The sequence below is a fragment of the Streptomyces lydicamycinicus genome (genome assembly GCF_000829715.2).
Lineage (GTDB): Bacteria > Actinomycetota > Actinomycetes > Streptomycetales > Streptomycetaceae > Streptomyces > Streptomyces lydicamycinicus.
In genome coordinates, this window is record NZ_BBNO01000011.1 from 1 (window position 1) to 20,342 (window position 20,342).

Annotated in this window: 21 protein-coding genes and 1 rRNA gene; 8 read left to right on the top strand and 14 right to left on the bottom strand. The window is 70.6% G+C overall.

From position 1 onward, the window contains the following. Both TU31_RS32855 and TU31_RS32860 read right to left on the bottom strand, forming a co-directional pair. Positions 1-236 (bottom strand): 16S ribosomal RNA (locus tag TU31_RS32855); the annotation flags it as partial. A 706-nt stretch (positions 237-942) separates the two neighbouring features. Beyond that, entirely contained in the window at positions 943-1,599 is a 657-nt protein-coding gene (locus TU31_RS32860) for a DNA-3-methyladenine glycosylase (protein ID WP_042161506.1), read from the bottom strand. 168 nt (positions 1,600-1,767) lie between these two features. On the opposite strand from TU31_RS32860, the gene TU31_RS32865 reads away from it, so the two are divergent. The 3 genes from TU31_RS32865 (at position 1,768) to TU31_RS32875 (ending at position 4,026) form a co-directional block, all read left to right on the top strand. Continuing rightward, a complete protein-coding gene (locus TU31_RS32865) occupies positions 1,768-2,550 on the top strand; it encodes a sporulation protein (protein WP_042161508.1) in 783 nt (260 codons plus the stop codon). Between the two features lie 42 nt (positions 2,551-2,592). Then, positions 2,593-3,132 carry a YbhB/YbcL family Raf kinase inhibitor-like protein gene (locus tag TU31_RS32870; RefSeq protein WP_042161510.1) on the top strand — a complete coding sequence of 180 codons (540 nt, stop codon included), beginning with the start codon at positions 2,593-2,595 and terminating at the stop codon, positions 3,130-3,132. 390 nt (positions 3,133-3,522) lie between these two features. Next, positions 3,523-4,026, top strand: a complete 504-nt coding sequence (locus TU31_RS32875) for an HNH endonuclease (protein ID WP_042161512.1) — start codon at positions 3,523-3,525, stop codon at positions 4,024-4,026. Between the two features lie 33 nt (positions 4,027-4,059). On the opposite strand, the gene TU31_RS32880 is transcribed toward TU31_RS32875, so the two are convergent. From TU31_RS32880 to TU31_RS32895, 4 genes are all read right to left on the bottom strand, one after another. After that, positions 4,060-4,833, bottom strand: a complete 774-nt coding sequence (locus tag TU31_RS32880) for a sulfite exporter TauE/SafE family protein (RefSeq protein ID WP_042161514.1) — start codon at positions 4,831-4,833, stop codon at positions 4,060-4,062. Positions 4,834-4,909: 76 nt separating this feature from the next. Continuing rightward, positions 4,910-5,845, bottom strand: a complete 936-nt coding sequence (locus tag TU31_RS32885) for an SPFH domain-containing protein (protein WP_042161516.1) — start codon at positions 5,843-5,845, stop codon at positions 4,910-4,912. A 101-nt stretch (positions 5,846-5,946) separates the two neighbouring features. Beyond that, positions 5,947-6,360: an NfeD family protein gene (locus tag TU31_RS32890; protein WP_042161519.1), complete on the bottom strand. Its 414-nt coding sequence runs from the start codon at positions 6,358-6,360 to the stop codon at positions 5,947-5,949. 106 nt (positions 6,361-6,466) lie between these two features. Next, positions 6,467-7,279 carry an ABC transporter ATP-binding protein gene (locus TU31_RS32895; protein ID WP_042161521.1) on the bottom strand — a complete coding sequence of 271 codons (813 nt, stop codon included), beginning with the start codon at positions 7,277-7,279 and terminating at the stop codon, positions 6,467-6,469. Positions 7,280-7,369: 90 nt separating this feature from the next. Between TU31_RS32895 and TU31_RS32900 the strand changes: the two genes are divergently transcribed. Next, positions 7,370-8,185: an Rv1486c family protein gene (locus TU31_RS32900; RefSeq protein ID WP_042161523.1), complete on the top strand. Its 816-nt coding sequence runs from the start codon at positions 7,370-7,372 to the stop codon at positions 8,183-8,185. 105 nt (positions 8,186-8,290) lie between these two features. On the opposite strand, the gene TU31_RS32905 is transcribed toward TU31_RS32900, so the two are convergent. The 4 genes from TU31_RS32905 to TU31_RS32920 form a co-directional block, all read right to left on the bottom strand. Continuing rightward, positions 8,291-8,536, bottom strand: a complete 246-nt coding sequence (locus TU31_RS32905) for a chaplin (RefSeq protein ID WP_042161526.1) — start codon at positions 8,534-8,536, stop codon at positions 8,291-8,293. A 155-nt stretch (positions 8,537-8,691) separates the two neighbouring features. Beyond that, a complete protein-coding gene (locus tag TU31_RS32910) occupies positions 8,692-8,934 on the bottom strand; it encodes a chaplin (RefSeq protein WP_042161528.1) in 243 nt (80 codons plus the stop codon). A gap of 208 nt (positions 8,935-9,142) precedes the next feature. Further along, the gene (locus tag TU31_RS32915) at positions 9,143-9,838 is read right to left on the bottom strand and encodes a response regulator (RefSeq protein ID WP_245698957.1); all 696 of its coding nucleotides are present in this window, start codon (positions 9,836-9,838) and stop codon (positions 9,143-9,145) included. Positions 9,839-9,857: 19 nt separating this feature from the next. Further along, positions 9,858-11,003, bottom strand: coding sequence for a GAF domain-containing sensor histidine kinase (locus tag TU31_RS32920; protein ID WP_042161531.1), 1,146 nt, complete (start codon positions 11,001-11,003; stop codon positions 9,858-9,860). Positions 11,004-11,189: 186 nt separating this feature from the next. Between TU31_RS32920 and TU31_RS32925 the strand changes: the two genes are divergently transcribed. The 3 genes from TU31_RS32925 (at position 11,190) to TU31_RS32935 (ending at position 14,519) form a co-directional block, all read left to right on the top strand. Beyond that, entirely contained in the window at positions 11,190-12,071 is an 882-nt protein-coding gene (locus TU31_RS32925) for an SDR family NAD(P)-dependent oxidoreductase (RefSeq protein WP_042161812.1), read from the top strand. After that, positions 12,068-13,225 carry an S-adenosylmethionine:tRNA ribosyltransferase-isomerase gene (locus TU31_RS32930; RefSeq protein WP_042161533.1) on the top strand — a complete coding sequence of 386 codons (1,158 nt, stop codon included), beginning with the start codon at positions 12,068-12,070 and terminating at the stop codon, positions 13,223-13,225. The genes TU31_RS32925 and TU31_RS32930 overlap by 4 nt, the downstream gene beginning before the upstream one ends. 535 nt (positions 13,226-13,760) lie before the next feature. Continuing rightward, on the top strand, positions 13,761-14,519 hold the full coding sequence (locus TU31_RS32935) for a transglycosylase SLT domain-containing protein (RefSeq protein ID WP_042161534.1): 759 nt from the start codon (positions 13,761-13,763) through the stop codon (positions 14,517-14,519). Between the two features lie 90 nt (positions 14,520-14,609). On the opposite strand, the gene TU31_RS32940 is transcribed toward TU31_RS32935, so the two are convergent. Next, positions 14,610-17,204: an ABC transporter ATP-binding protein/permease gene (locus tag TU31_RS32940; protein WP_042161536.1), complete on the bottom strand. Its 2,595-nt coding sequence runs from the start codon at positions 17,202-17,204 to the stop codon at positions 14,610-14,612. A 548-nt stretch (positions 17,205-17,752) separates the two neighbouring features. On the opposite strand from TU31_RS32940, the gene serB reads away from it, so the two are divergent. Next, positions 17,753-19,000, top strand: coding sequence for a phosphoserine phosphatase SerB (serB, locus tag TU31_RS32945; RefSeq protein ID WP_042161538.1), 1,248 nt, complete (start codon positions 17,753-17,755; stop codon positions 18,998-19,000). Between the two features lie 154 nt (positions 19,001-19,154). Here the strand turns inward: serB and TU31_RS32950 are convergent, their stop codons facing one another. From TU31_RS32950 to TU31_RS40365, 3 genes are all read right to left on the bottom strand, one after another. Further along, positions 19,155-19,673 (bottom strand): SixA phosphatase family protein, encoded by a 519-nt coding sequence (locus TU31_RS32950; RefSeq protein WP_042161540.1) that lies wholly within the window; start codon positions 19,671-19,673, stop codon positions 19,155-19,157. Between the two features lie 107 nt (positions 19,674-19,780). Beyond that, complete coding sequence (locus TU31_RS32955; RefSeq protein WP_042161542.1) at positions 19,781-19,993, bottom strand: hypothetical protein; 213 nt, start codon at positions 19,991-19,993, stop codon at positions 19,781-19,783. A gap of 232 nt (positions 19,994-20,225) precedes the next feature. Then, a complete protein-coding gene (locus tag TU31_RS40365) occupies positions 20,226-20,342 on the bottom strand; it encodes an SGM_5486 family transporter-associated protein (protein WP_251085181.1) in 117 nt (38 codons plus the stop codon).

The following is a 20,342-nucleotide window of genomic DNA, read 5'->3' on the forward strand; positions in this document are numbered from 1 at the left end:
GGCCGCGGGCTCATCCTTCACCGCCGGAGCTTTCCACCACCAGACCATGCGGTCGGAGGTCGTATCCGGTATTAGACCCCGTTTCCAGGGCTTGTCCCAGAGTGAAGGGCAGATTGCCCACGTGTTACTCACCCGTTCGCCACTAATCCCCTCCCGAAGGAGGTTCATCGTTCGACTTGCATGTGTTAAGCACGCCGCCAGCGTTCGTCCTGAGCCAGGATCAAACTCTCCGTGAATGTTTACCCGTAATCGGGTGAACACACACGAGAGCGGAACGACCAGACGGAATAGGTCCGGTCGTTCACAGCGTCCTCGCTGTGTGTGCCATCCGCACCACATGGGTGCCGATGGGCTTTTCAAAGGAACCTCATCCTCCGGATGTTTCCGGTGGACGGGGTATCAACATATCTGGCGTTGACTTTTGGCACGCTGTTGAGTTCTCAAGGAACGGACGCTTCCTTTGTGCCTGTTTCACCAGGCTCTCCGGGCGCTTCCCTTCGGTCTTGCGTTTCCGACTCTATCAGATCCTTGCGGGCCCGATTTTCGCCGGTGCGTTTCCGCCTTTCGGCTTCTTCGCGTTTCCAACCTTACCAGATCCGTTTCCGTCTCTGGCGCCCTGCTGGAGCGGGCTCGGCCGTTTGGCTTTCGCTTTTCGGCCTTTCCGACTCTAACAGATCCGGATTTCGTTTCGTTTCCGGTTCCGATTTCCGTCGGAGGTCCGCCTCGGAGCAGTTATTTGCTGCTGCCTTTCGGCGGGTTACTACTTTAGCGGCTTTCCCTGGCGACTCATAATCGGGTCGACGGGGTCGAATTTCGGCAACGCGAAAGAGGACCCGTCAGGGAATCGTTGAGAGTAGTTGGTTGTGCCGCCTGGCGGTCTGCGCAGATAGCGCTGCCCGTCTCCAGCGGCTCGGGCTACGTTAGGCGGTTCGCCACACAGAGTCAAGTAGCCGTGGTGGCGCGGCGCCGGTTGCGCGGGACGTGGCGGCGGTAGGGGCTGACGGTGGGGTCGTCGGCGATCCAGTAGCGCCAGGGGTGGTCCGCGCCGTCTCCGCCGACACCGGTGCGCGGGCCGTTGCGTACCCGCTCGGGGGCCGGCGGTTCGCCGGGGAGCAGGGAGAGCGGGGCAGCGCCGCCGGTGCACAGGTCGGTGCTGTCGAGGGTGCGGTCGATGTCGAGGGCGGTGGCCAGGCGGGCCGGGCCCTTCGCCAGTTCGTTGGCGCTGCGGGCCTTGGGGCGGCGGCCGGCGGCCAGGGGCGTACCGGTGAGGATCTCGCCGGCGCGCAGCAGGACACCGCTCGCCTCGCCCTCGGGGCCGCAGACCACGTTGAGGCTGAACCACATCCCGTAGATGAAGTAGACGTACGCATGGCCGGGCGGGCCGAACATGGCGGCGTTGCGTGCGGTGCGGCCGCGGTAGGCGTGGGAGCCGGGGTCGGTCTCGCCGTCGTACGCCTCGACCTCGGTGAGCCGGAGGGTGATCGGACCGTCGGGGGTGTTGCGGAGGAGGGTCCGGCCCAGCAGGTCAGGGGCCACCTCCACGACGGGCCGGTCGAAGAAGTCGCGGGTGAGCGGCATACGTTCCGGTACATCGGTCATGCGGACCGAGCGTAGTGGAGCCGTTGGAGAGGGCGGCTGGCCATGGAAGCGCCGAGGTTGGGAAGGTGTGGCGTGGAACCGGCTTGCGCGGTTTCGCGTTCGTAGGAATCAAGCCGAGATCTCGGCGCGCTACACAAAGCACAGGCGTTCCGCCTGGGGAGGACGAGCATGGGATTCAAGAAGCTGCTGGCGAGCCTGGGCGCCGGGGGCGCGTCGGTGGAGACGGTGCTCTTCGAGGAGAACGTGGTCCCGGGTGGGGTCGTGCAGGGCGAGGTGCGGATCCAGGGCGGTTCGGTGGCCCAGGAGATCCAGGGGCTGTCGGTCGGGCTCCAGGCGCGCGTCGAGGTGGAGAGCGGCGAGGAGGAGTACAAGCGGAACGTCGAGTTCACCAAGGTGCAGCTGGGCGGGGAGTTCACGGTGCAGCCGGGGGCGGCGCACACCGTCCCGTTCGGGCTGGAGATTCCGTGGGAGACGCCGATCACCACGTTCCTGGGCACGCATCTGCACGGGATGAGCGTCGGGGTGACGACGGAGCTGGCGATCGCCCGGGCGGTGGACTCCAGTGACCTGGACCCGGTGAATGTGCACCCGCTGCCGGCGCAGCAGGCGATTCTGGACGCGTTCGGGCGCCTCGGGTTCCGCTTCAAGGCCGCTGACCTGGAGCAGGGTCACATTCGGGGGACGCGGCAGCAGCTGCCGTTCTACCAGGAGATCGAGTTCTACGCGCCGCAGCAGTACCGCGGGCTCAACCAGGTCGAGCTGTCGTTCGTGGCGGACGACCGGGAGATGGACGTCATCCTCGAGATGGACAAGAAGCCGGGGCTGTTCAGCGAGGGGTCGGACACCTACCGGTCGTTCACGGTCGGGCTGAACGACTTCGAGGGGACCGACTGGGCGGCATACCTCAACCAGTGGCTGGCGGAGGTCGGCGGTAAGCGGAACTGGCTCTAACCTGGCCGGACAGGTGTCAGCAAGCGACCAGGAGGTGTTGCAGTGTCCGAGCTGAAGCGGCGGCCGCTCCCGCACGATTTCCATCCGCCGGTGCCGGAGTTCACGGTGCTGAGCGAGGAGGTGGAGCCGGGCGGGACGCTGCGGCCGGAGCAGGTCTTCGCCGAGGGGAACCGTTCACCGCAGCTGCGGTGGGAGGGTGCGCCCGCGGGGACGAAGAGCTACGCCGTCACCTGCTACGACCCGGACGCGCCGACGGGCAGCGGCTTTTGGCACTGGTCGCTGTTCGACATTCCGGCGTCGGTGACGGAGCTGCCGGCCGGTGCCGGGTCCGGGGAGATGAAGGGGCTGCCCGAGGGCGCCGTTCATGTCCGTAACGACTACGGGACGCGGGAATTCGGTGGCGCGGCGCCGCCGCCCGGGGACGGTCCGCACCGCTATGTGTTCACCGTCTACGCGGTGGACCAGGAGAAGCTCGGTCCGGACGCGGATGCCTCCCCCGCCGTGGTGGGCTTCAATCTGCGGTTCCACACCCTCGGGCGGGCCCAGCTGATCGCCGAGTACGAGGTGCCGGCGGCGGGCTGAGCGCCGTAATTCCGTTGCGCCCCGGCGCTTCCCGCACGCACAGTGGTGTCCGTGCCGCCGCCCCGTAAGAAGGGCGTCGGGCAGCTGGTACCGCAGTGGCGGGAGCGTCGGGGCGCAGGTGTGTCGTCCGACGCTTGCCGGAGCCCTACGTGTCTCGGGCGTCCTCGCCGGCTGCCGTACGCTCCGGGTCTCGCGTGTTTCACGGGGGTGGGACCCGGAGCGCACGCTTTTCGTGCCGTGCCGGCGCCGCCGGAACACCTCTTTTTCATCTGCCGATCGTCCGCCATTTCCCTTGTGGCATACGGAAATTGCGTTGTTCGGGGAATACCTGCCGCTGCACAGTGGAGCAACTTCGCCGCGGGGGCGGAGCGGGTCCGGGAGGTGGACGGGATGCGCGAGACGCTGGTGCTCAATGCGAGCTTCGAGCCGCTGTCGACGGTGTCGCTGCGGCGTGCGGTGGTGCTGGTCATGCAGGACAAGGCCGTCGTCGAGCACGCTCACCCGGGGCTGCGCATCCGTGCCGCTTCGGTGGATGTGCCGGTGCCGCAGGTGATCAGGCTGAGCAGGTACGTACGGGTGCCGTTCCGAAGACGGGCGCCGTGGTCGCGGCGGGGTGTGCTGGTGCGTGACCAGCACCGGTGCGCGTACTGCGGGCGCCGGGCGACGACCGTGGACCATGTCGTGCCGCGGTCGCACGGTGGTGGTGACACCTGGCTGAATACCGTCGCCTCGTGTGCGGAGGACAACCACCGCAAGGCGGACCGTACGCCCGAGCAGGCGGGGATGCGGCTGCTGCGGAGGCCGTTCGAGCCGACGCCGGCGGATGCGCTGCTGTCGACGCTGGGGGTGTCGGTGCGGGACGGGCTGCCGGAGTGGCTGCCGGTCCCGGCGTAGCGCGCGCCCTCCGGAATTCTCGTCCAGCTCCCCCTACTTCAGGAGGAGCTGGACGATGGCCAGCAGGCCGACGAGCACGATGACGGCGCGCAGGGCGGTGGGCGGCAGCCGTCGGCCGACCTTCGCGCCGAGCTGGCCGCCGAGGGTGGAGCCCACCGCGATCAGGGCGACGGCGAGCCAGTCGAACTCCGCGACGAAGAGGAAGAAGACCGCCGCCACGCCGTTGACGACGGCCGCGAGGACGTTCTTGATGGCGTTGATCCGCTGGAGGTCCTCGTGGAGCAGCACGCCCATCAGGGAAACGTAGATCACCCCCTGCGCGGCGCCGAAGTAGCCGCCGTAAACGCTGGCCAGCATCAGGCCGAGGAGCAGGGCGGGGCCGCCATCGGGGTGGGCGGTGGTGCCGTTGCGCTCGCGCCGGGCGCGGACCTTCGCGGCGAGCTTGGGCTGCGCGACGACGAGGACGAGCGCGACGGCGATCAATACCGGGACGATGGTGTCGAAGGCTTTGGAGGGCAGCGCCAGCAGCAGGATGGCGCCGCCGAGGCCGCCGATGAGGGCGAAGACGGCGAAGCGCAGCAGCCGGCGGCGCTGGCCGGCCAGCTCGCGGCGGTAGCCGAAGGCGCCGCTGAGCGAACCGGGCACCAGGCCAAGGGTGTTGGAGACATTGGCCGTGACGGGCGGCAAGCCGACGGCGAGCAGCACCGGGAAGGTGATCAGCGTCCCGGATCCGACGATGGTGTTGATCGTGCCGGCGCCGATCCCGGCGGCGAAGACTGCGACTGCTTCCCCGATGGACAAGGCCATCTCCTCACATGGTCAGGGTCGCCTCCCCGCCATGAAGGTCGAGGGGCCACCACTGATCATGCACGAGGCCGAACGGTCAGTCGATGGGGGGCGTTTCGCGGTTCGGCGAGCTGGGCTTGGGGATGGAGCCGCCGCCCGCCGGGTTGAAGTTGCCGATGGCGCCGCCGAGGCCCTTGAGGGCGTCGCCGATCTCGCTGGGCACGATCCAGAGCTTGTTGGCGTCGCCTTCGGCGATCTTCGGAAGCATCTGGAGGTACTGGTAGGAGAGCAGCTTCTGGTCCGGGTCTCCGGCGTGGATCGACTCGAAGACCACCCGGATCGCCTGGGCCTCACCCTCGGCGCGCAGGGCCGCGGCCTTGGCCTCACCCTCGGCGCGCAGGATCGAGGACTGCTTCTCACCTTCGGCGGTGAGGATCTGGGACTGCCGGACACCTTCGGCCTGGAGGATGGCGGCGCGCTTGTCGCGGTCGGCGCGCATCTGCTTCTCCATCGAGTCCTGGATGGAGGTCGGCGGCTCGATGGCCTTCAGCTCGACGCGGTTGACGCGGATGCCCCACTTGCCGGTGGCCTCGTCGAGGACGCCGCGCAGCGCCGCGTTGATCTCCTCGCGGGAGGTCAGGGTCCGTTCGAGGTCCATACCGCCGATGATGTTCCGCAGCGTGGTGACGGTGAGCTGCTCGATGGCCTGGATGTAACTGGCGACCTCGTACGTCGCGGCGCGGGCGTCGGTCACCTGGTAGTAGATGACGGTGTCGATGTTCACGACCAGGTTGTCCTGGGTGATCACCGGCTGTGGCGGGAACGGGACGACCTGCTCGCGGAGGTCGATGCGGTTCCGGATGGAGTCGATGAACGGGACGACGATGTTCAGGCCGGCGTTGAGGGTGCGGGTGTAGCGGCCGAAGCGTTCGACGATGGCGGCGCTGGCCTGTGGGATGACCTGGATCGTTTTGATGAGTGCGATGAACACGAGCACCACCAGGATGATCAGGACGATGATGATCGGTTCCACAGCGGCTCCCGTGCCCTTCGTTGCTGGTCCGTGCCGGCCGGCGACCGGCTTGCCGTTGATCAGTCTTTCAGAGACGTGGCTCGTCGCGCAGCGTGTTCGGGTCAGATGACGACAGCGGTGGCGCCTTCGATCTCGACGACGTCGACCTGTTGGCCGGGCTCGTAGACCTGGTTGCCGTCGAGGGCGCGGGCGGACCAGACCTCGCCGGCGAGTTTGATGCGGCCGCCGCCTCCGCCGTCGACCCGCTCCAGGACCGTGGCGCTGCGGCCCTTCAGCGCGTCGACTCCGGACGCGAGTTGGGGGCTCTGGCCGCGATGGCGGTTGGCGATGGGGCGTACGACCGCGATCAGCGCGACCGATACGGCGGCGAAGACGATGAATTGCAGGACGGTGCCGCCACCGACGCCTGCAGTGACGGCACCGGCGACGGCGCCGACCGCGAGCATCCCGAATTCGGGCATCGCGGTCACGACGAGCGGAATGCCCAGTCCTACGGCGGCGATCAGCCACCACACCCATGGATCCACGGCTTCATGGTAGATCCGTGCGGCTGCCCGGGACAGGGCACGATCGGTCAGCGGCGCGGACTGGCGCCTCACGTGGCCGGGCGGCGGGCGGCGCTCAGGTCAGGGGCAGACCCTGCGCCGTCCAGCGGTCGTTGCCGTTGCGCTCGACGATCAGCGGGAGGCCGAAGCAGTGCGAGAGGTTGCTGGAGGTCAGTTCGAGTTCGAGCGGGCCGGCGGCCAGCACCTTGCCCTGACGGATCATCAGGACGTGGGTGAAGCCCGGGGCGATCTCCTCGACATGGTGGGTGACCATGATCATGGAGGGGGCGTACGGGTCGCGGGCGAGACGGCCGAGGCGGCGCACCAGGTCCTCGCGGCCGCCGAGGTCGAGGCCGGCGGCCGGCTCGTCCAGCAGGAGCAGCTCGGGGTCGGTCATCATCGCGCGGGCGATCAGGGTGCGCTTGCGCTCGCCCTCGGAGAGGGTGCCGAACTTCCGGTCCAGGTAGGCGGTCATGCCGAGGCGGTCCAGGAATGCCCGGGCGCGCTGCTCGTCGATGTCGTCGTAGTTCTCCTGCCAGCTCGCCGTCATGCCGTACGCGGCGGTGAGAACGGTCTGGAGCACGGTCTGGCTGCGCGGCAGCTTGTCGGCGAGGGCGATACCGGCGATGCCGATGCGCGGGCGGAGATCGAAGACGTCGACCTTGCCGAGCTGCTCACCGAGGATCGAGGCGCTGCCGGAGCTCGGGAAGAGGTAGCTGGAGGCGAGGTTCAGCAGGGTGGTCTTGCCCGCCCCGTTGGGGCCGAGGATGACCCAGCGCTCCCCCTCCTTCACCGACCAGGAGACCTGGTCCACCAGAGCCCGTCCTTCGCGGACCACGGATACGTCCACCAGCTCCAGCACATCGCTCATGAGCGCGTTGTCTCCCATTGCTTCTCGGTCGTCGCATACACCTGTAGGCGCAGCCCCCCTGCAAACCTACGCCACTCGTTGTCGGTGCTCTTCCCTAGGCTGGGGACCATGCTCGATGAACCTCGTTCAGGACGGCTGGCGGCATGGGGAAATGCCCTTTTGGCCGGACTTGTCTCACCTGATGAAGCCGCGCATCGGATCGCGGACGACGATGCGGTACACCGCGTGGAGGGCCTGCCCGGGGAGGCGGCGCCGGTCGGGCTGACGCTCGCGCTGGGACGGCTGCGGGCGCTGGGGGCCGTCGGCCTGCGGGTGGCGCTGCCGGTGCCCGGCCATCCGCTGGGGCTGTGCGGACCGCCGGAATTCAACGCACGGGCCCTGGAGGCCGAGGAGGCGGTGATCGCCTCGGGGGCCGGGCTCGGGCTCGTTCCGGAGACGTACGAGGCCGGGCCGGAGGGCGGCACCGGGCCCGATGTGCATGTGGAGGTGGTCTGGCGCTGTCTGCCGGTACGGGAGGCGCCGCCCGCCGATGTGCCGTCGCTGGGCGAGGCGGAGCGGGAGCTGGCGGAGGCGCTCCAGGAGGCGACCGCGCTGCTCTCGCGGCTGGATGTCGCCGGCTCCGGTCCGGTGGCGCAGGCGGCGCTGGCGGCGTACCGGGCGCGGGCGGAGGCCGGACGGCAGGTGCTCGCCCCCGGGTATCCGCCGCGGGCGGTGCGGGTGCTGGAGCTGGCGCAGCGGGTCGGTGCGCTCATCGGCATCGCGCAGCGGGCCGGCGGGGACGGCCGGGAGCACGGCGCGGCGGTGAGCTCGTCGGAGATCGCGGCCCGTGCCGAGGCGCTGCGGCCGGTGGAGCGTACGGCCCGGCGGGCGCAGGTGGCGGCGTACAACTCCGCGGTGGAGGAGCGGGAGCGGAACCGGGGCTGAAACGGGACAGGCCCCGCCGGACCATTGTGTGGTCGACGGGGCCCGTGCCGAAGTGGGGCGCACGGCTCTGGGCAGGCGGAGCCGGGCATCCCAGATCGGACAACCTCAGTTGTTGGAGCTGACGTTGTCGAAGGTGGGGTTGAACACACCGATGACATTGGCGCTGTTCCCGGTGGCGTTCACGGGGACGTGCACGGGCACCTGCGCCAGGTTGCCGGAGCCGATGCCGGGGGAGTTCGTGGCCCTGCCGTCGGCCTGCGCGCCACTGGTGGCGAAGGCCGAACCCGCGGCCGCACCGAGGGCGAGACCGGTGGTGGCAAGGACGAGAGCGGCCTTCTTGGCGGTGTTCATGGGGGGGGTGTTCCTCACGTGGTGGCACAGGGCCGGAATGACGGGGGCGGAGGGAGGGGACCGGCCCCGCGCCCTGCGGGGCGGGCCGGTCCGGGGCGACCCGCGCGGACCGTGGCGTCGCGCGGGTCAGGCGGAGCCTGCGGGCAGGCCCGTGCTCAGGGGTTGAGGCAGGGGGCGCCGAAGGTGGGGTTGAGCGCACCGATGACGGTGGCGGTGGTGCCGCAGACGTTCACCGGGACGTGCACCGGGACCTGGACGTTGTTGCCGGAGACGATGCCCGGGGAGTCCATCGAGGCGCCCTGCGCCTGCGGGGTGTGCGCCGAGGCGATGCCGGCGCCCGCGAGGGCGAGACCGCTCGCCGCCACCGTGACGGCCATTGCGCGCTTGATGTTCTTCACTTCTCTAGCTCCTCGTTGCCGTTGCCGTGGCCAGCCGCCACGGCTGCACTGGACAACGGACCGGCCCGGGAAGGGATACGCCAAACGGGCTACGGCTACACGACAGTATGAATCTCGGATCTGACGACGACATTCCGGTTGCTGTCGTTGTACAGGGGCGCCGGGGTCGTACAGGAGACCGCGGTGCGGCGGTCCTCCCGTACGGCGGTCAGGCCCCGATGCCGTGCCGTACGGCCCACAGGGCGGCCTGGGTGCGGTCGGCGAGGTCGAGCTTCATGAGGATGTTGGAGACATGGGTCTTGACGGTCTTCTCGGACAGCACCAGCGCGCGGGCGATTTCACGGTTGGAGCGGCCGTCCGCGATCAGGCCGAGGACCTCACGCTCCCGGTCGGTGAGTGAGGTACCGCGCCCCTGGCCACCGTTGTTCTCCTCCTGGGCGAGCAGCGCGCCGGCCACCTCCGGCTGGAGCAGGACATGGCCCGCGTGTACGGAGCGGATGGCGCCGGCCAGCGCGTCCGGATCGATGTCCTTGTAGACATAGCCGGCCGCGCCCGCGCGCAGCGCCGGGACGACGGTGCGCTGTTCGGTGAAGCTGGTCACGACCAGCACCCGGGCGGGGTTGTCGAGTTCACGCAGCTTGCGGAGCGCCTCGATACCGTCCATGCCGGGCATCTTGACGTCCATCAGGACCACGTCGGGGCGCAGTTCCTCGGCGGCGGCGATGCCCTCGGCCCCGTCGGAGGCCTCCCCCACCACCTCGATGTCCTCCTGGACCTCCAGGAACGTCCGCAGCCCGCGGCGCACGACCTGGTGATCGTCGACGAGCAGGACGCGGATGACCCGCCCCTCGCCTGTCGCCCGGCGGCCCGGCCGCTCCCTGCCGTCGTCCCGGGGAAGCCCCATCGCACCGTCCCTGTCTCTCTCAGCCACCGGGCACCTCCATCTCGACAGCGGTGCCCTTGCCGGGCTCCGACTCCACGGTGAGCTTTCCCCCGACGCCGCCGGCGCGGTCGCGCATCGAGACCAGGCCGAGATGACGGCCGGCCCGGCGGACCGCGCGGGGGTCAAAACCACAGCCGTCGTCGGCGATCCGCAGCAGCGCGCCCTGGCCGTCGCGGACCAGGCTCACCTCGACGGTCTTGGCGCCGGAGTGCCGCAGCGCGTTGTGCAGCGCCTCCTGGGCGACCCGGAGAAGGGCCTCCTCCTGGGCGGCGGGCAGTGCCCGGAGGCCGTGGGCCTCGAAGGTGACCCGTGCGGAGTGGGCCCGGTCCAGGACCTGGGCCTGTGAGCGCAGGGTGGCGACCAGGCCGTCCTCGTCCAGGGCCGCGGGCCGCAGTTCGATGACGGCGGCCCGCAGTTCGTCGGCGGCCTCCGCGGCCAGCGCGGCGACCTGGTGCAGCTCGTCCTTGGCGCGGGCCGGGTCCCGGTCGACCAGGGCGGTGGCGGCCTGGGCGGTGAGGCGGAGCGAGAAGAGCTTCTGGGCGACGGCGTCGTGCAGCTCATGGGCGAGCCGGGCGCGCTCCCCGGCGATGGTGAGCTCACGGCTGCGCTCGTAGAGGCGGGCGTTGGTCAGGGCGATGGCGGCGTGCTGGGCGAGTATCCCGAGCAGCCGCTCGTCCTCCTCGGTGAAACCGCAGCCGCCGGCCGGCTTGGGGCAGCGCTTGTTTGCCAGGAAGAGGGCGCCGAGGATCTCGTCACCGTCGGCGACCGGCAGGCCGAGGAAGTCGGACATATCGGGGTGGGCCTCCGGCCAGCCACCGAAGCGCGGGTCCGTCCGGACGTCGGCGAGCCGCTCGGGAGTGGCGTGGTGCAGCATCGCGGCGAGGATGCCGTGCTGGCGGGGCAGCGGGCCGATGGCCTTCCACTGCTCGGCACTGACGCCGTCCACCACGAACTGGGCGAAGCCGCCGTGATCGTCGGGCACTCCCAGGGCGGCGTACTCGGCGTCCAGCAGCTCGCGGGCCGAGGCCACGATCGTCTTGAGGACGTCGCGCACCTCCAGATGCCTGCTCATCGCCAGGATCGCGGTGCTCACCGCGGGGATCCCGGCTCCCGGTCCGTTGGTCATGGGCTCACCGTACCGGCGGGGCGACCAGGCCGTATCGGTCCGATGACGGCTGCCGCCTACGCCCCCCGGCCTAGGCCGAATGCCCTGGCCACGGCCGGTCCGGCGGCCGACGTCCGGGGCGTGGCGCCGTTCCTACCGTGAGGGCGAGGGCCGGGCTCCCGGTCCGGGCCGAAAGGGGATGTGATCATGCCGGTGGCGATCATCACGGGGGCATCGAAGGGGCTGGGCCGGGCGCTCGCCGCGGCGCTGGCCGGGCGGGGCTGGGATCTGGTGGTGGACGCCAGGTCGGCGGGGCCGCTGGAGGAGGCGGCGCGGGAGCTGCGCGCGGCGGGACAGGGAGCGGGGCGAGGGGCGGCGGCCCGGGTGGTGGCGCTGCCCGGGGACGTGGTGGACGCCGGACACCGGGCGGCGCTGGTGGCGGCGGCCGGTGAGCTGGGCGGGCTCGATCTGCTGGTGAACAACGCGAGCGTGCTGGGGGCCGAGCCGCTGGTGCGGCTGGCGGACCATCCGCTGGAGGGGCTGCGGGCGGCGCTGGAGGTGAATGTGGTGGCGCCACTGGGACTTATTCAGGAAGCCATGCCCCTTTTGCGCATGTCCTCCTATTTGGCGTCGTATGAGGAAGTGGTGCCTCACGCAAATAGCACCCTTGGGGGAGGCGGTGACAACAATGGCAGGGGATACGATTCACACCCCAATATCGAGAATGTCCGAAATGCCGGTTCGTCCGATTCGCCCCCTTATATAGGGACAGGTGGGGCGATTCTCAACATCAGCTCGGACGCCGCCGTCGAGGCCTATCCGACCTGGGGCGGATACGGGGCCGCCAAGGCGGCACTGGACCAGCAGTCGGCGGTGCTCGCGGTGGAGGAACCGGGGCTGCGGGTGTGGTGGGTGGACCCGGGCGATATGCGGACCGACCTCTACGCGGCCGCCGCTCCGGAGGACGACCCCTCGGGGCGCCCGCTGCCCGCCACGGTGGTCCCGGGGCTGCTGCGACTGCTGGACGGCGGCGCCCCCAGCGGGCGGTATACGGCGGCGGCCACGCCCGGCGGGGTGAGCTCCCGGTGATCGCGGATCTGCTGCGGGTCCCGGACGAGCTGTCGGCCCGTGTCCCGGCCGAGCAGCGGGGGCCCGGTCTGGGCCGGGACGCCGTACGACTGCTGGTGAGCCGGGGCACGGCCGAGGTTGACCACCACACCTTTGGGGAGCTGCCCGATCTGCTGGCGGCCGGGGACGTCCTGGTGGTGAACACCTCACGGACGCTGCCGGCGGCGGTGGACGGCCGGGCCGGGGACGGCCGGGGGCGCGGTGAGCCGGTGGTGGTGCACTTCTCGACCCGCGGGGACCGGTGGCATCCGGCGGGCCGGGCGGCGGCCGGGCGCTGGGCGGTGGAGCTGCGCAGCCCGGACGGGCACGGCAGCACCCGGCCGCGGGCGGGCGGCCCGGCGGGCACCGTGGTGCGGCTGCCCGGCGGGGCACGGCTGGTCCTGGAGGCCCCGGTGGACCCCGGGGGCGTACGGCTGTGGTGGGCACGGGTGACGGGCGCGCGGGTGCCGGAGCTGATGCGGCGCCACGGGCGACCGATCCGCTACGGCTACACGGACCGGGACCAGCCGCTGGCCGCGTACCAAACGGTGTTCGCGGTGGACGCGCCCGGCGGCGGCAGTGCGGAGATGCCGAGCGCGGCCCGGCCCTTCACCGCGGAGCTGGTGGCGCGGCTGGTGAGCAAGGGGGTGCAGTTCGCGCCGGTCTCGCTGCACACGGGGGTCGCGTCGGCGGAGGCGTTCGAGCCGCCGTACCCGGAGCGGTTCGTGGTGCCGCCGGTGACGGCGTGGCTGGTGAACGCCGCACGAGCACGGCGCAGGGCGGCGGCGCGGCGGGGCCGGGCCGCGGGCGGCACCCCCGCCGGGCGGATCGTGGCGGTGGGGACCACGGCCGTACGGGCCCTGGAATCGGCGGCCGGGGCGGACGGGCGGGTACGGCCCGCGGCCGGCTGGACGGAGCTGGTGGTGACGCCGGAGCGCGGGGTGCGGGCGGTGGACGGTCTGCTCACCGGGCTGCACGAACCCACCGCGTCCCATCTGCTGATGCTGGAGGCGGTGGCGTCGGCGACGGCGGGGACAGCGGACGGGGAGATGCTGCGGCACGCCTACGCGGCGGCGGTGCGGGGGCGCTATCTGTGGCACGAATTCGGGGATCTGCATCTGGTGCTGCCGGACTGAGGTCCGGAGTCGGTGGCGCCGCGCCCGCCCTATGAAGCGCCGCACCGCCGCCCCACGCCGCCGTGACGGGCGCGCGGCGTGGGGGGGCGGCGGTGCGGCGGCGCAGGCCCGTCGGCGGGCGCGCGCTCGCGGTGATTCCAGCGCGCTTTCCCCTCACCGGAATGCGAAGTGTCCGATTTGACCAGAAAGTCCCTCGATTGAGTCGCGGGCGAGTTCTGGCATATACAGGCTGTGCGTTTGCAATTACGTCTGGCGAGACAAACCCCTTGGCACTGTGACGCCGCGCATAGGACGCAGGTCACTTACGAGCGGGGGTAGTGGAACCGTAAATAGGGCTTGAGCTGGGCCGCTGCTATCGGGGACGGAATATTCCGCACCGTGGTTCCACTAAGTCGGATCGTACGTCACACCTTTGCCGGGGCAATTTCCTGCCGCTAAGAATGGCTTTCGTCGCTCGGCGCCGTGGTCGGAAACTCGGCGTTCGCCCCGCTCAAGGCCCGTGCGACCTCCCCCCATTCGGAAGGTCTGTCCCGCCATGCCTAAGCACCTCACTTCTGGTCTCCCCCGCCTGTCCCGGACCCACAAGCTCTCCGTCGCCGGTGTCGCCACCGCCGGCGCCGCCGCACTGGTCTTCAGCATCGTTCCGGGCGCCGGCGCCGACCAGGGCACGAGCCAGGCCACCGCCGTCGAGAACGTGAAGCCGGTTGCCTTCAGCGCGGTAGCCACCGCCGCCAAGACCCAGCAGGCCACGATTACCCAGCAGGCCGACAACTCCGCCGCCAAGGGCAAGGCCGAGGCCGCCGCCAAGAAGGCCGCCGCCGAGAAGGCCGCCAAGGCCAAGGCCGTCGCCGCGGCGAAGGCGAAGGCCGCGAAGGAGCGCGCGGCGAAGGCCGCCGCGAACCGGTCCGAGGTGCGCACCGCGATCCCCGCGGCCGCCCCGAAGCCGGCCGCCAAGCCCGCCGCCAAGGTCTACCCGGACAACCTGGACGGCTGGATCCGCGAGTCGCTGGACATCATGGCCAAGAAGGGCATCCCCGGCTCCTACGAGGGCATCCACCGCAACATCATGCGGGAGTCCAGCGGTAACCCGATGGCCATCAACAACTGGGACATCAACGCCATCAACGGCACCCCGTCCAAGGGCCTGCTCCAGGTGATCCAGCCGACCTTCAACGCGTACCACGTCGAGGGCACCTCCTGGAACCTGTACGACCCGGTCGCCAACATCACCGCCGCCTGCAACTACGCGGCCGACCGCTACGGCTCGATGGACAACGTCAACTCGGCGTACTGAGCCGGCGCTTGACGCGGTCCGCGCACACCGCCGAGGGGCGGCACCCGTTTCGGGTGCCGCCCCTCGGGCGTTGCCGTGCGGTGCGCGGCGTTACTTGCGCATGACCTCCGGCTCGTGGCGGCGCAGCAGCCGCGCGACGACGAAGGCAAGGGCGACGCCCAGCGTGATCAGGATGATCATGTCCATCACATAGACGCCGGTCTGGTGCTTCCACAGCGGGTCCGGGTTGCCCGGCTCCCACGGCAGCAGCGTGTTCATGTCGGCGGTCGCGCCCATCGCGCCAACGGCCCAGCGCGACGGCATCAGCCAGGCGAACTGCGCGACGCCCACCGTGTCGAAGAGCTGGAAGAGCACGCCGGTGAAGACGACCTGGACGATGGCGAACATGACCAGCAGCGGCATGGTCTTCTCCGCGGTCTTGACCAGCGCGGAGATGATCAGGCCGAACATCATCGAGGTGAAGCCGAGCGCGATGATCGCCAGCGCCATCTCGATCGCCGGGGCCTTCGCCACCAGGAGACCCTCCTCCGGCATGTTCCGGGTCGAGAAACCGATCGCCGCGATGATCACGCCCTGGATGGCCGTGACCACGCCGAGCACGATCACCTTCGACATCAGATACGCCGACCGCGACAGACCGGTGGCCCGTTCGCGCTCGTAGATGACGCGCTCCTTGATGAGCTCACGGACCGAGTTGGCGGCGCCCGAGAAGCACATGCCGACCGCGAGGATCAGCATGATCGTGCTCGCGTCGCGGTTGGTGCGGTGTCTGTTCAGCGGACCGTAGCCGAGGCCGTAGTCGCTGGGGATCAGCATCGAGACCACACCGAGCACGGCGGGCAGGATCAGCATCAGCCCGAGGAAACCGCGGTCGGAGGCGAGCACCGAGACATAGCGGCGCATCAGCGTCCACAGCTGCGAGCCCCAGCTCTGGGACTTCTGTATCCGGGCCGGCGGCACCTGGACATTGACCGACTGCGGGGCGACGGCGTCGATGTCGGCGGCGTACATCTGGTAGTGCGGGGAGCCGCGCCAGCGCCCCATCCAGTCGTAGTCGCGGTAGTTCTCGAACGCCGAGAAGACATCCGCCCAGGTGTCGTACTGGAAGAAGTTGAGCGCCTCGTCCGGCGGGCCGAAGTAGGCCACGCCGCCGCCCGGGGCCATCACCAGCAGCTTGTCGCAGAGCCCGAGTTCGGCCACCGAGTGCGTGACGACCAGGACCGTACGGCCGTCGTCGGCGAGGCCGCGCAGCAGCTGCATGACATCGCGGTCCATGCCCGGGTCGAGTCCGGAGGTCGGCTCGTCCAGGAAGATCAGCGACGGCTTGGTGAGCAGCTCCAGGGCCACCGACACCCGCTTGCGCTGACCACCGGAGAGCGAGGTGACCCGCTTGTCCTTGTGGACATCGAGCTTGAGCTCGCGCAGCACCTCGTCGATCCGGGCCTCGCGCTCGGACTCCGCGGTGTCGCCGGGGAAGCGGAGCTTGGCGGCGTAGCGCAGTGCCTTCTGGACGGTCAGCTCCTTGTGCAGGATGTCGTCCTGCGGAACCAGACCGATGCGCTGGCGCAGTTCGGCGAACTGCTTGTAGAGGTTCCGGTTGTCGTAGAGGACATCGCCCTGGTTGGCGGGCCGGTAGCCGGTCAGCGCCTTGAGGAGGGTCGACTTGCCGGAGCCCGAGGGGCCGATGACCGCGATCAGCGACTTCTCCGGGACGCCGAAGGAGACGTCCTTGAGGATCTGCTTGCCGCCGTCGACGGTGACCGTCAGATGGCGGGCCGAGAAGGAGACCTCGCCGGTGTCGACGAACTCCTCCAGGCGGTCGCCGACCAGCCGGAAGGTGGAGTGACCGACGCCGATGATGTCGTTCGGGCCGACCGGCGCCTTGCCGGACTTGGGGACCGGCTGGCCGTTGACGTACGTGCCGTTGTGGCTGCCGAGGTCATGGATCTCGAAGCGGCCGTCGGGGGTGGCGCGGAACTCGGCGTGGTGGCGGGAGACCTGGAGGTCGGAGACGACCAGCTCGTTCTCCAGCGCACGGCCGATGCGCATCACCCGGCCCATGTCGAGGCGGTGGAAGGTGGTCGGGCTGCGGTCGCCGTGGACCGGGCCGCCGCCCGCCTTCTGCGCCGGGCGCTCCTGCGGCGGGCGGGCCTGCTGTGGGGGCACGGCCTGCTGCGCGTGCTGAGGCTGCTGCGCCTGCTGGGGCGGGAGGTAGGGCTGCTGCTGGGCCTGCGGCGGCGCCTGCCAGCCCTGCTGGGCGGGCGGCTGGTGTGCGGGCGGCTGCTGAGCCGGCGGCTGCTGGTGTGCGGGGGGCGCCTGCCAACCCTGCGCGGCCTGCTGCTGCGGCGCGCTCGCCGGCGGCGCACTGAAGGCGCCGGCGGCCGGGGCCGACAAGGTCACCCGGGGGCCGTCGGTGGCATTGCCCAGATGCACGGTCGAGCCCGGGCCGATCTCCATCTGGTGGATCCGCTGGCCCTGGGCGTAGGTGCCGTTGGTGCTGCCCTGGTCTTCGATGATCCAGCTGCGGCCGGCCCATCTCACGGTGGCGTGCCGCCAGGAGACCCTGGCGTCGTCGAGCACCATGTCGCCCTGCGGATCACGGCCCACGTTGTAGGACCGGGACGGGTCGAGCGTCCAGGTCCTTCCGTTCAATTCGAGTACGAGTTCAGGCACTCCATGCCCCATTACATAGTCCCCCGAGTGACGCCCTGTATGGGAAGTCTAGGGATGGCGAACATCGTGAGGAACTATTTCAGGCTCGGCCCACCGACCGGAAACCGGGACGGGACCGGGGTGCAGGGAGCTCGCGCCGGTGCGCCAAACGCTCCCGGAGCACGGGAAGAACCCATGGATGGGCAAAGATCATCGGATACCGGGTGTTACGGACGGACCGGGTGCGGCGGGGGGCGACAGCGGCCGCCGAGTACGCCATGCATGTCCGCCCCGGAGGCCGCATGATGGGATGAAGCGGACGAATGCCCGGGGGGCGCCGCGGCCCGCCGCGGTCGCGTGCCCCCGGTCTGCCGAACGCTTCGGCCCGGCAAGGTCGTTGGCATGCCGAGCGGATGCCCTGGCCAACGGCCCGGGGCGGGCCGGACACGACTCCATAACGATCGACGGCGGCGGCCGCGGCCGGGAGCCACGGGGTGCGGGCGCGAGGAACGGGGACGCGCCGGTCCGAACCCCGGACACCCGTACGGACCCGCCCGCCCGGCGGCTACCGTAAGGGCACCATGAGCGCATCGCAGACCCCGCCTGCCACCGCCGTACCGGGCGATGACGTACCGACCCTTCTCGTGAAGATCTTCGGGAAGGACCGGCCCGGCATCACCGCAGGCCTCTTCGACACCCTGGCTGCCTACTCCGTCGACGTCGTGGACATCGAACAGGTGGTGACCCGGGGACGCATCACGCTGTGCGCACTGGTCACCGCCCCCTCCCCCACCCAGGGCGGCTCCGGCTCCGCCGAGGGTGACCTGCGGGCCACCGTGCACAGCTGGGCCGAGTCCCTGAACCTCCAGGCGGAGATCATCTCCGGCCGGGGTGACAACCGTCCGCGCGGCACCGGACGTTCGCATGTCACCGTGCTGGGACATCCGCTCACGGCCGAGTCGGCCGCCGCGATCGCCGCCGCCATAACGTCCACCGGCGGCAACATCGACCGTATCTTCCGGCTGGCCAAGTATCCGGTGACGGCCGTCGAGTTCGCGGTCTCCGGTGCGGCGACCGAGGCGCTGCGCACTGTGCTGGCGCCCGAGGCCGCACAGCTCGGGGTGGATGTCGCCGTGGTGTCGGCCGGACTCCAGCGCCGGGCACAGCGGCTGGTCGTCATGGACGTCGACTCGACGCTCATCCAGGACGAGGTCATCGAGCTGTTCGCGGCGCACGCCGGCTGTGAGGCCGAGGTCGCCGAGGTCACGGCCGCCGCGATGCGCGGTGAGCTGGACTTCGAGCAGTCGCTGCACGCCCGGGTGAAGCTGCTCGGCGGGCTCGACGCGTCCGTGGTCGACGCGGTGCGCAAGGAGGTGCGGCTCACCCCCGGGGCCCGCACCCTGGTCCGGACCCTCAAGCGGCTCGGCTATCAAGTCGGCGTCGTCTCGGGCGGTTTCACCCAGGTCACCGATGCGCTCAAGGAGGAGCTGGGGCTGGACTTCGCCTCCGCCAACACCCTGGAGATCGTCGACGGCAAGCTCACCGGGCGGGTCACCGGCGCCGTCGTGGACCGGGCCGGCAAGGCCCGGCTGCTGCGGGACTTCGCGCAGCAGGCCGGGGTGCCGCTCGCGCAGACCGTGGCGATCGGCGACGGCGCCAATGACCTCGACATGCTCAACGCGGCCGGGCTCGGGGTCGCCTTCAATGCCAAGCCGGTGGTGCGGGAGGCGGCGCACACCGCGGTGAACGTGCCGTTCCTGGACACCGTGCTGTATCTGCTGGGCATCACCCGCGACGAGGTCGAGGCGGCGGACACCCACGTCGGGTGACCGCACGGCCGCTGCCCGCGCCGGCCCGGCCACGTGGGCACCGCCCGGCGGGAAGCCGTCCTTGCGCATCCGAGGGCCCCGGCAGAAACCTCTCTGCCGGGGCCCTCATCCGTCTCCGCTCCCCGCACGCACCGGGCCCGCGGAGCTGCCGGGATCAGTCGTGCGGCGTCCAGTACGCGACCAGCCGTCCGACGCCGTGCTCGACGGACTTCCAGGAGCCGTTGAAGGTCAGCACGGCCACCGAGGCGGTCGGGAAGCCGCTGCGGTTCATCCGCGGCAGCAGATCGCCCTCGGCCTCGCCCGAAAGGGCGTCCGCGAGGGCGTGCACACCGGGGTTGTGGCCGACCAGCATCAGGTCGTTCACCTCGTCGGAGGTCTCGTTCAGCAGGGCGATGAGCTCGCCGAGGGAGGCTTCGTAGATCCGCTCCTCATAGACGGTCTTGGGGCGCTGCGGGAGTTCATGGACGGCGAGCTTCCATGTCTCGCGGGTCCGCACTGACGTCGAGCACAGGGTCAGATCAGGGGTGATCCCGGCTCCGGCCAGCCAGCGGCCGGCGACCGGGGCATCCTTGCGGCCGCGGCCGGCGAGCGGACGCTCATGGTCGCTGCTGTCCGACCATTCGGCCTTGGCATGTCGGAGGAGGACAATCCGGCGGGGTGTATCGGCGCTCATGCGTCCCAGCTTCGCATGAAAGGCGGCGCGGGGCGCGGGGTGTTGAAGCGCTCGTTCCGCCGGGTGGGACGCGGGCACGGCTGATCATTACGCAGCGCCGCGCGTGATCACCATGCGGCACCGTGCAGCAGCTGGGCCAGGATTCGCAGCAGCGGAGCCAGGCCCTGCCGGGCGCTCGCGGCGCTCGCCTCGGGGGAGCCGACGACGAGCGCCAGCAGGGCTATGAAGGAGACCACCGGCAGGGCCAGCGCCCACCACGGCAGCCGCGTCCGCAGGCGGGGCGCGCCGGGCGCGGATGACCGGCGGAACACGGCGGACATGCGGATCGCCTCCGAGGTGCGTCGACGGGCGGCGCGACCGCGGACCGCGGCGCGCCCACCGCTTTCCGCGGTGTACTTCGACGCTACGGATCACCGGCGGCCGTTCCTACCCGGGAAGCCACCCACTTGCCCCTGATGCCCGCCCCCTAGGGGACGGTGGGGCCTTCCCCACCCCGGGCCGCGGGATCCGGGCCCTGGCCGGGCCTCGTTCCGGCCCCGGCCGGCGCGGGCACTAGGGCGCGACGACGCTCGCGATGATCGCGACGACGACGGTCACGCCGAGCATGGCGCCCAGGACGAGGAGCAGCTTCTTCTGTCCGCCCTGCGGATTCGGTTCGAGCACTGGCAT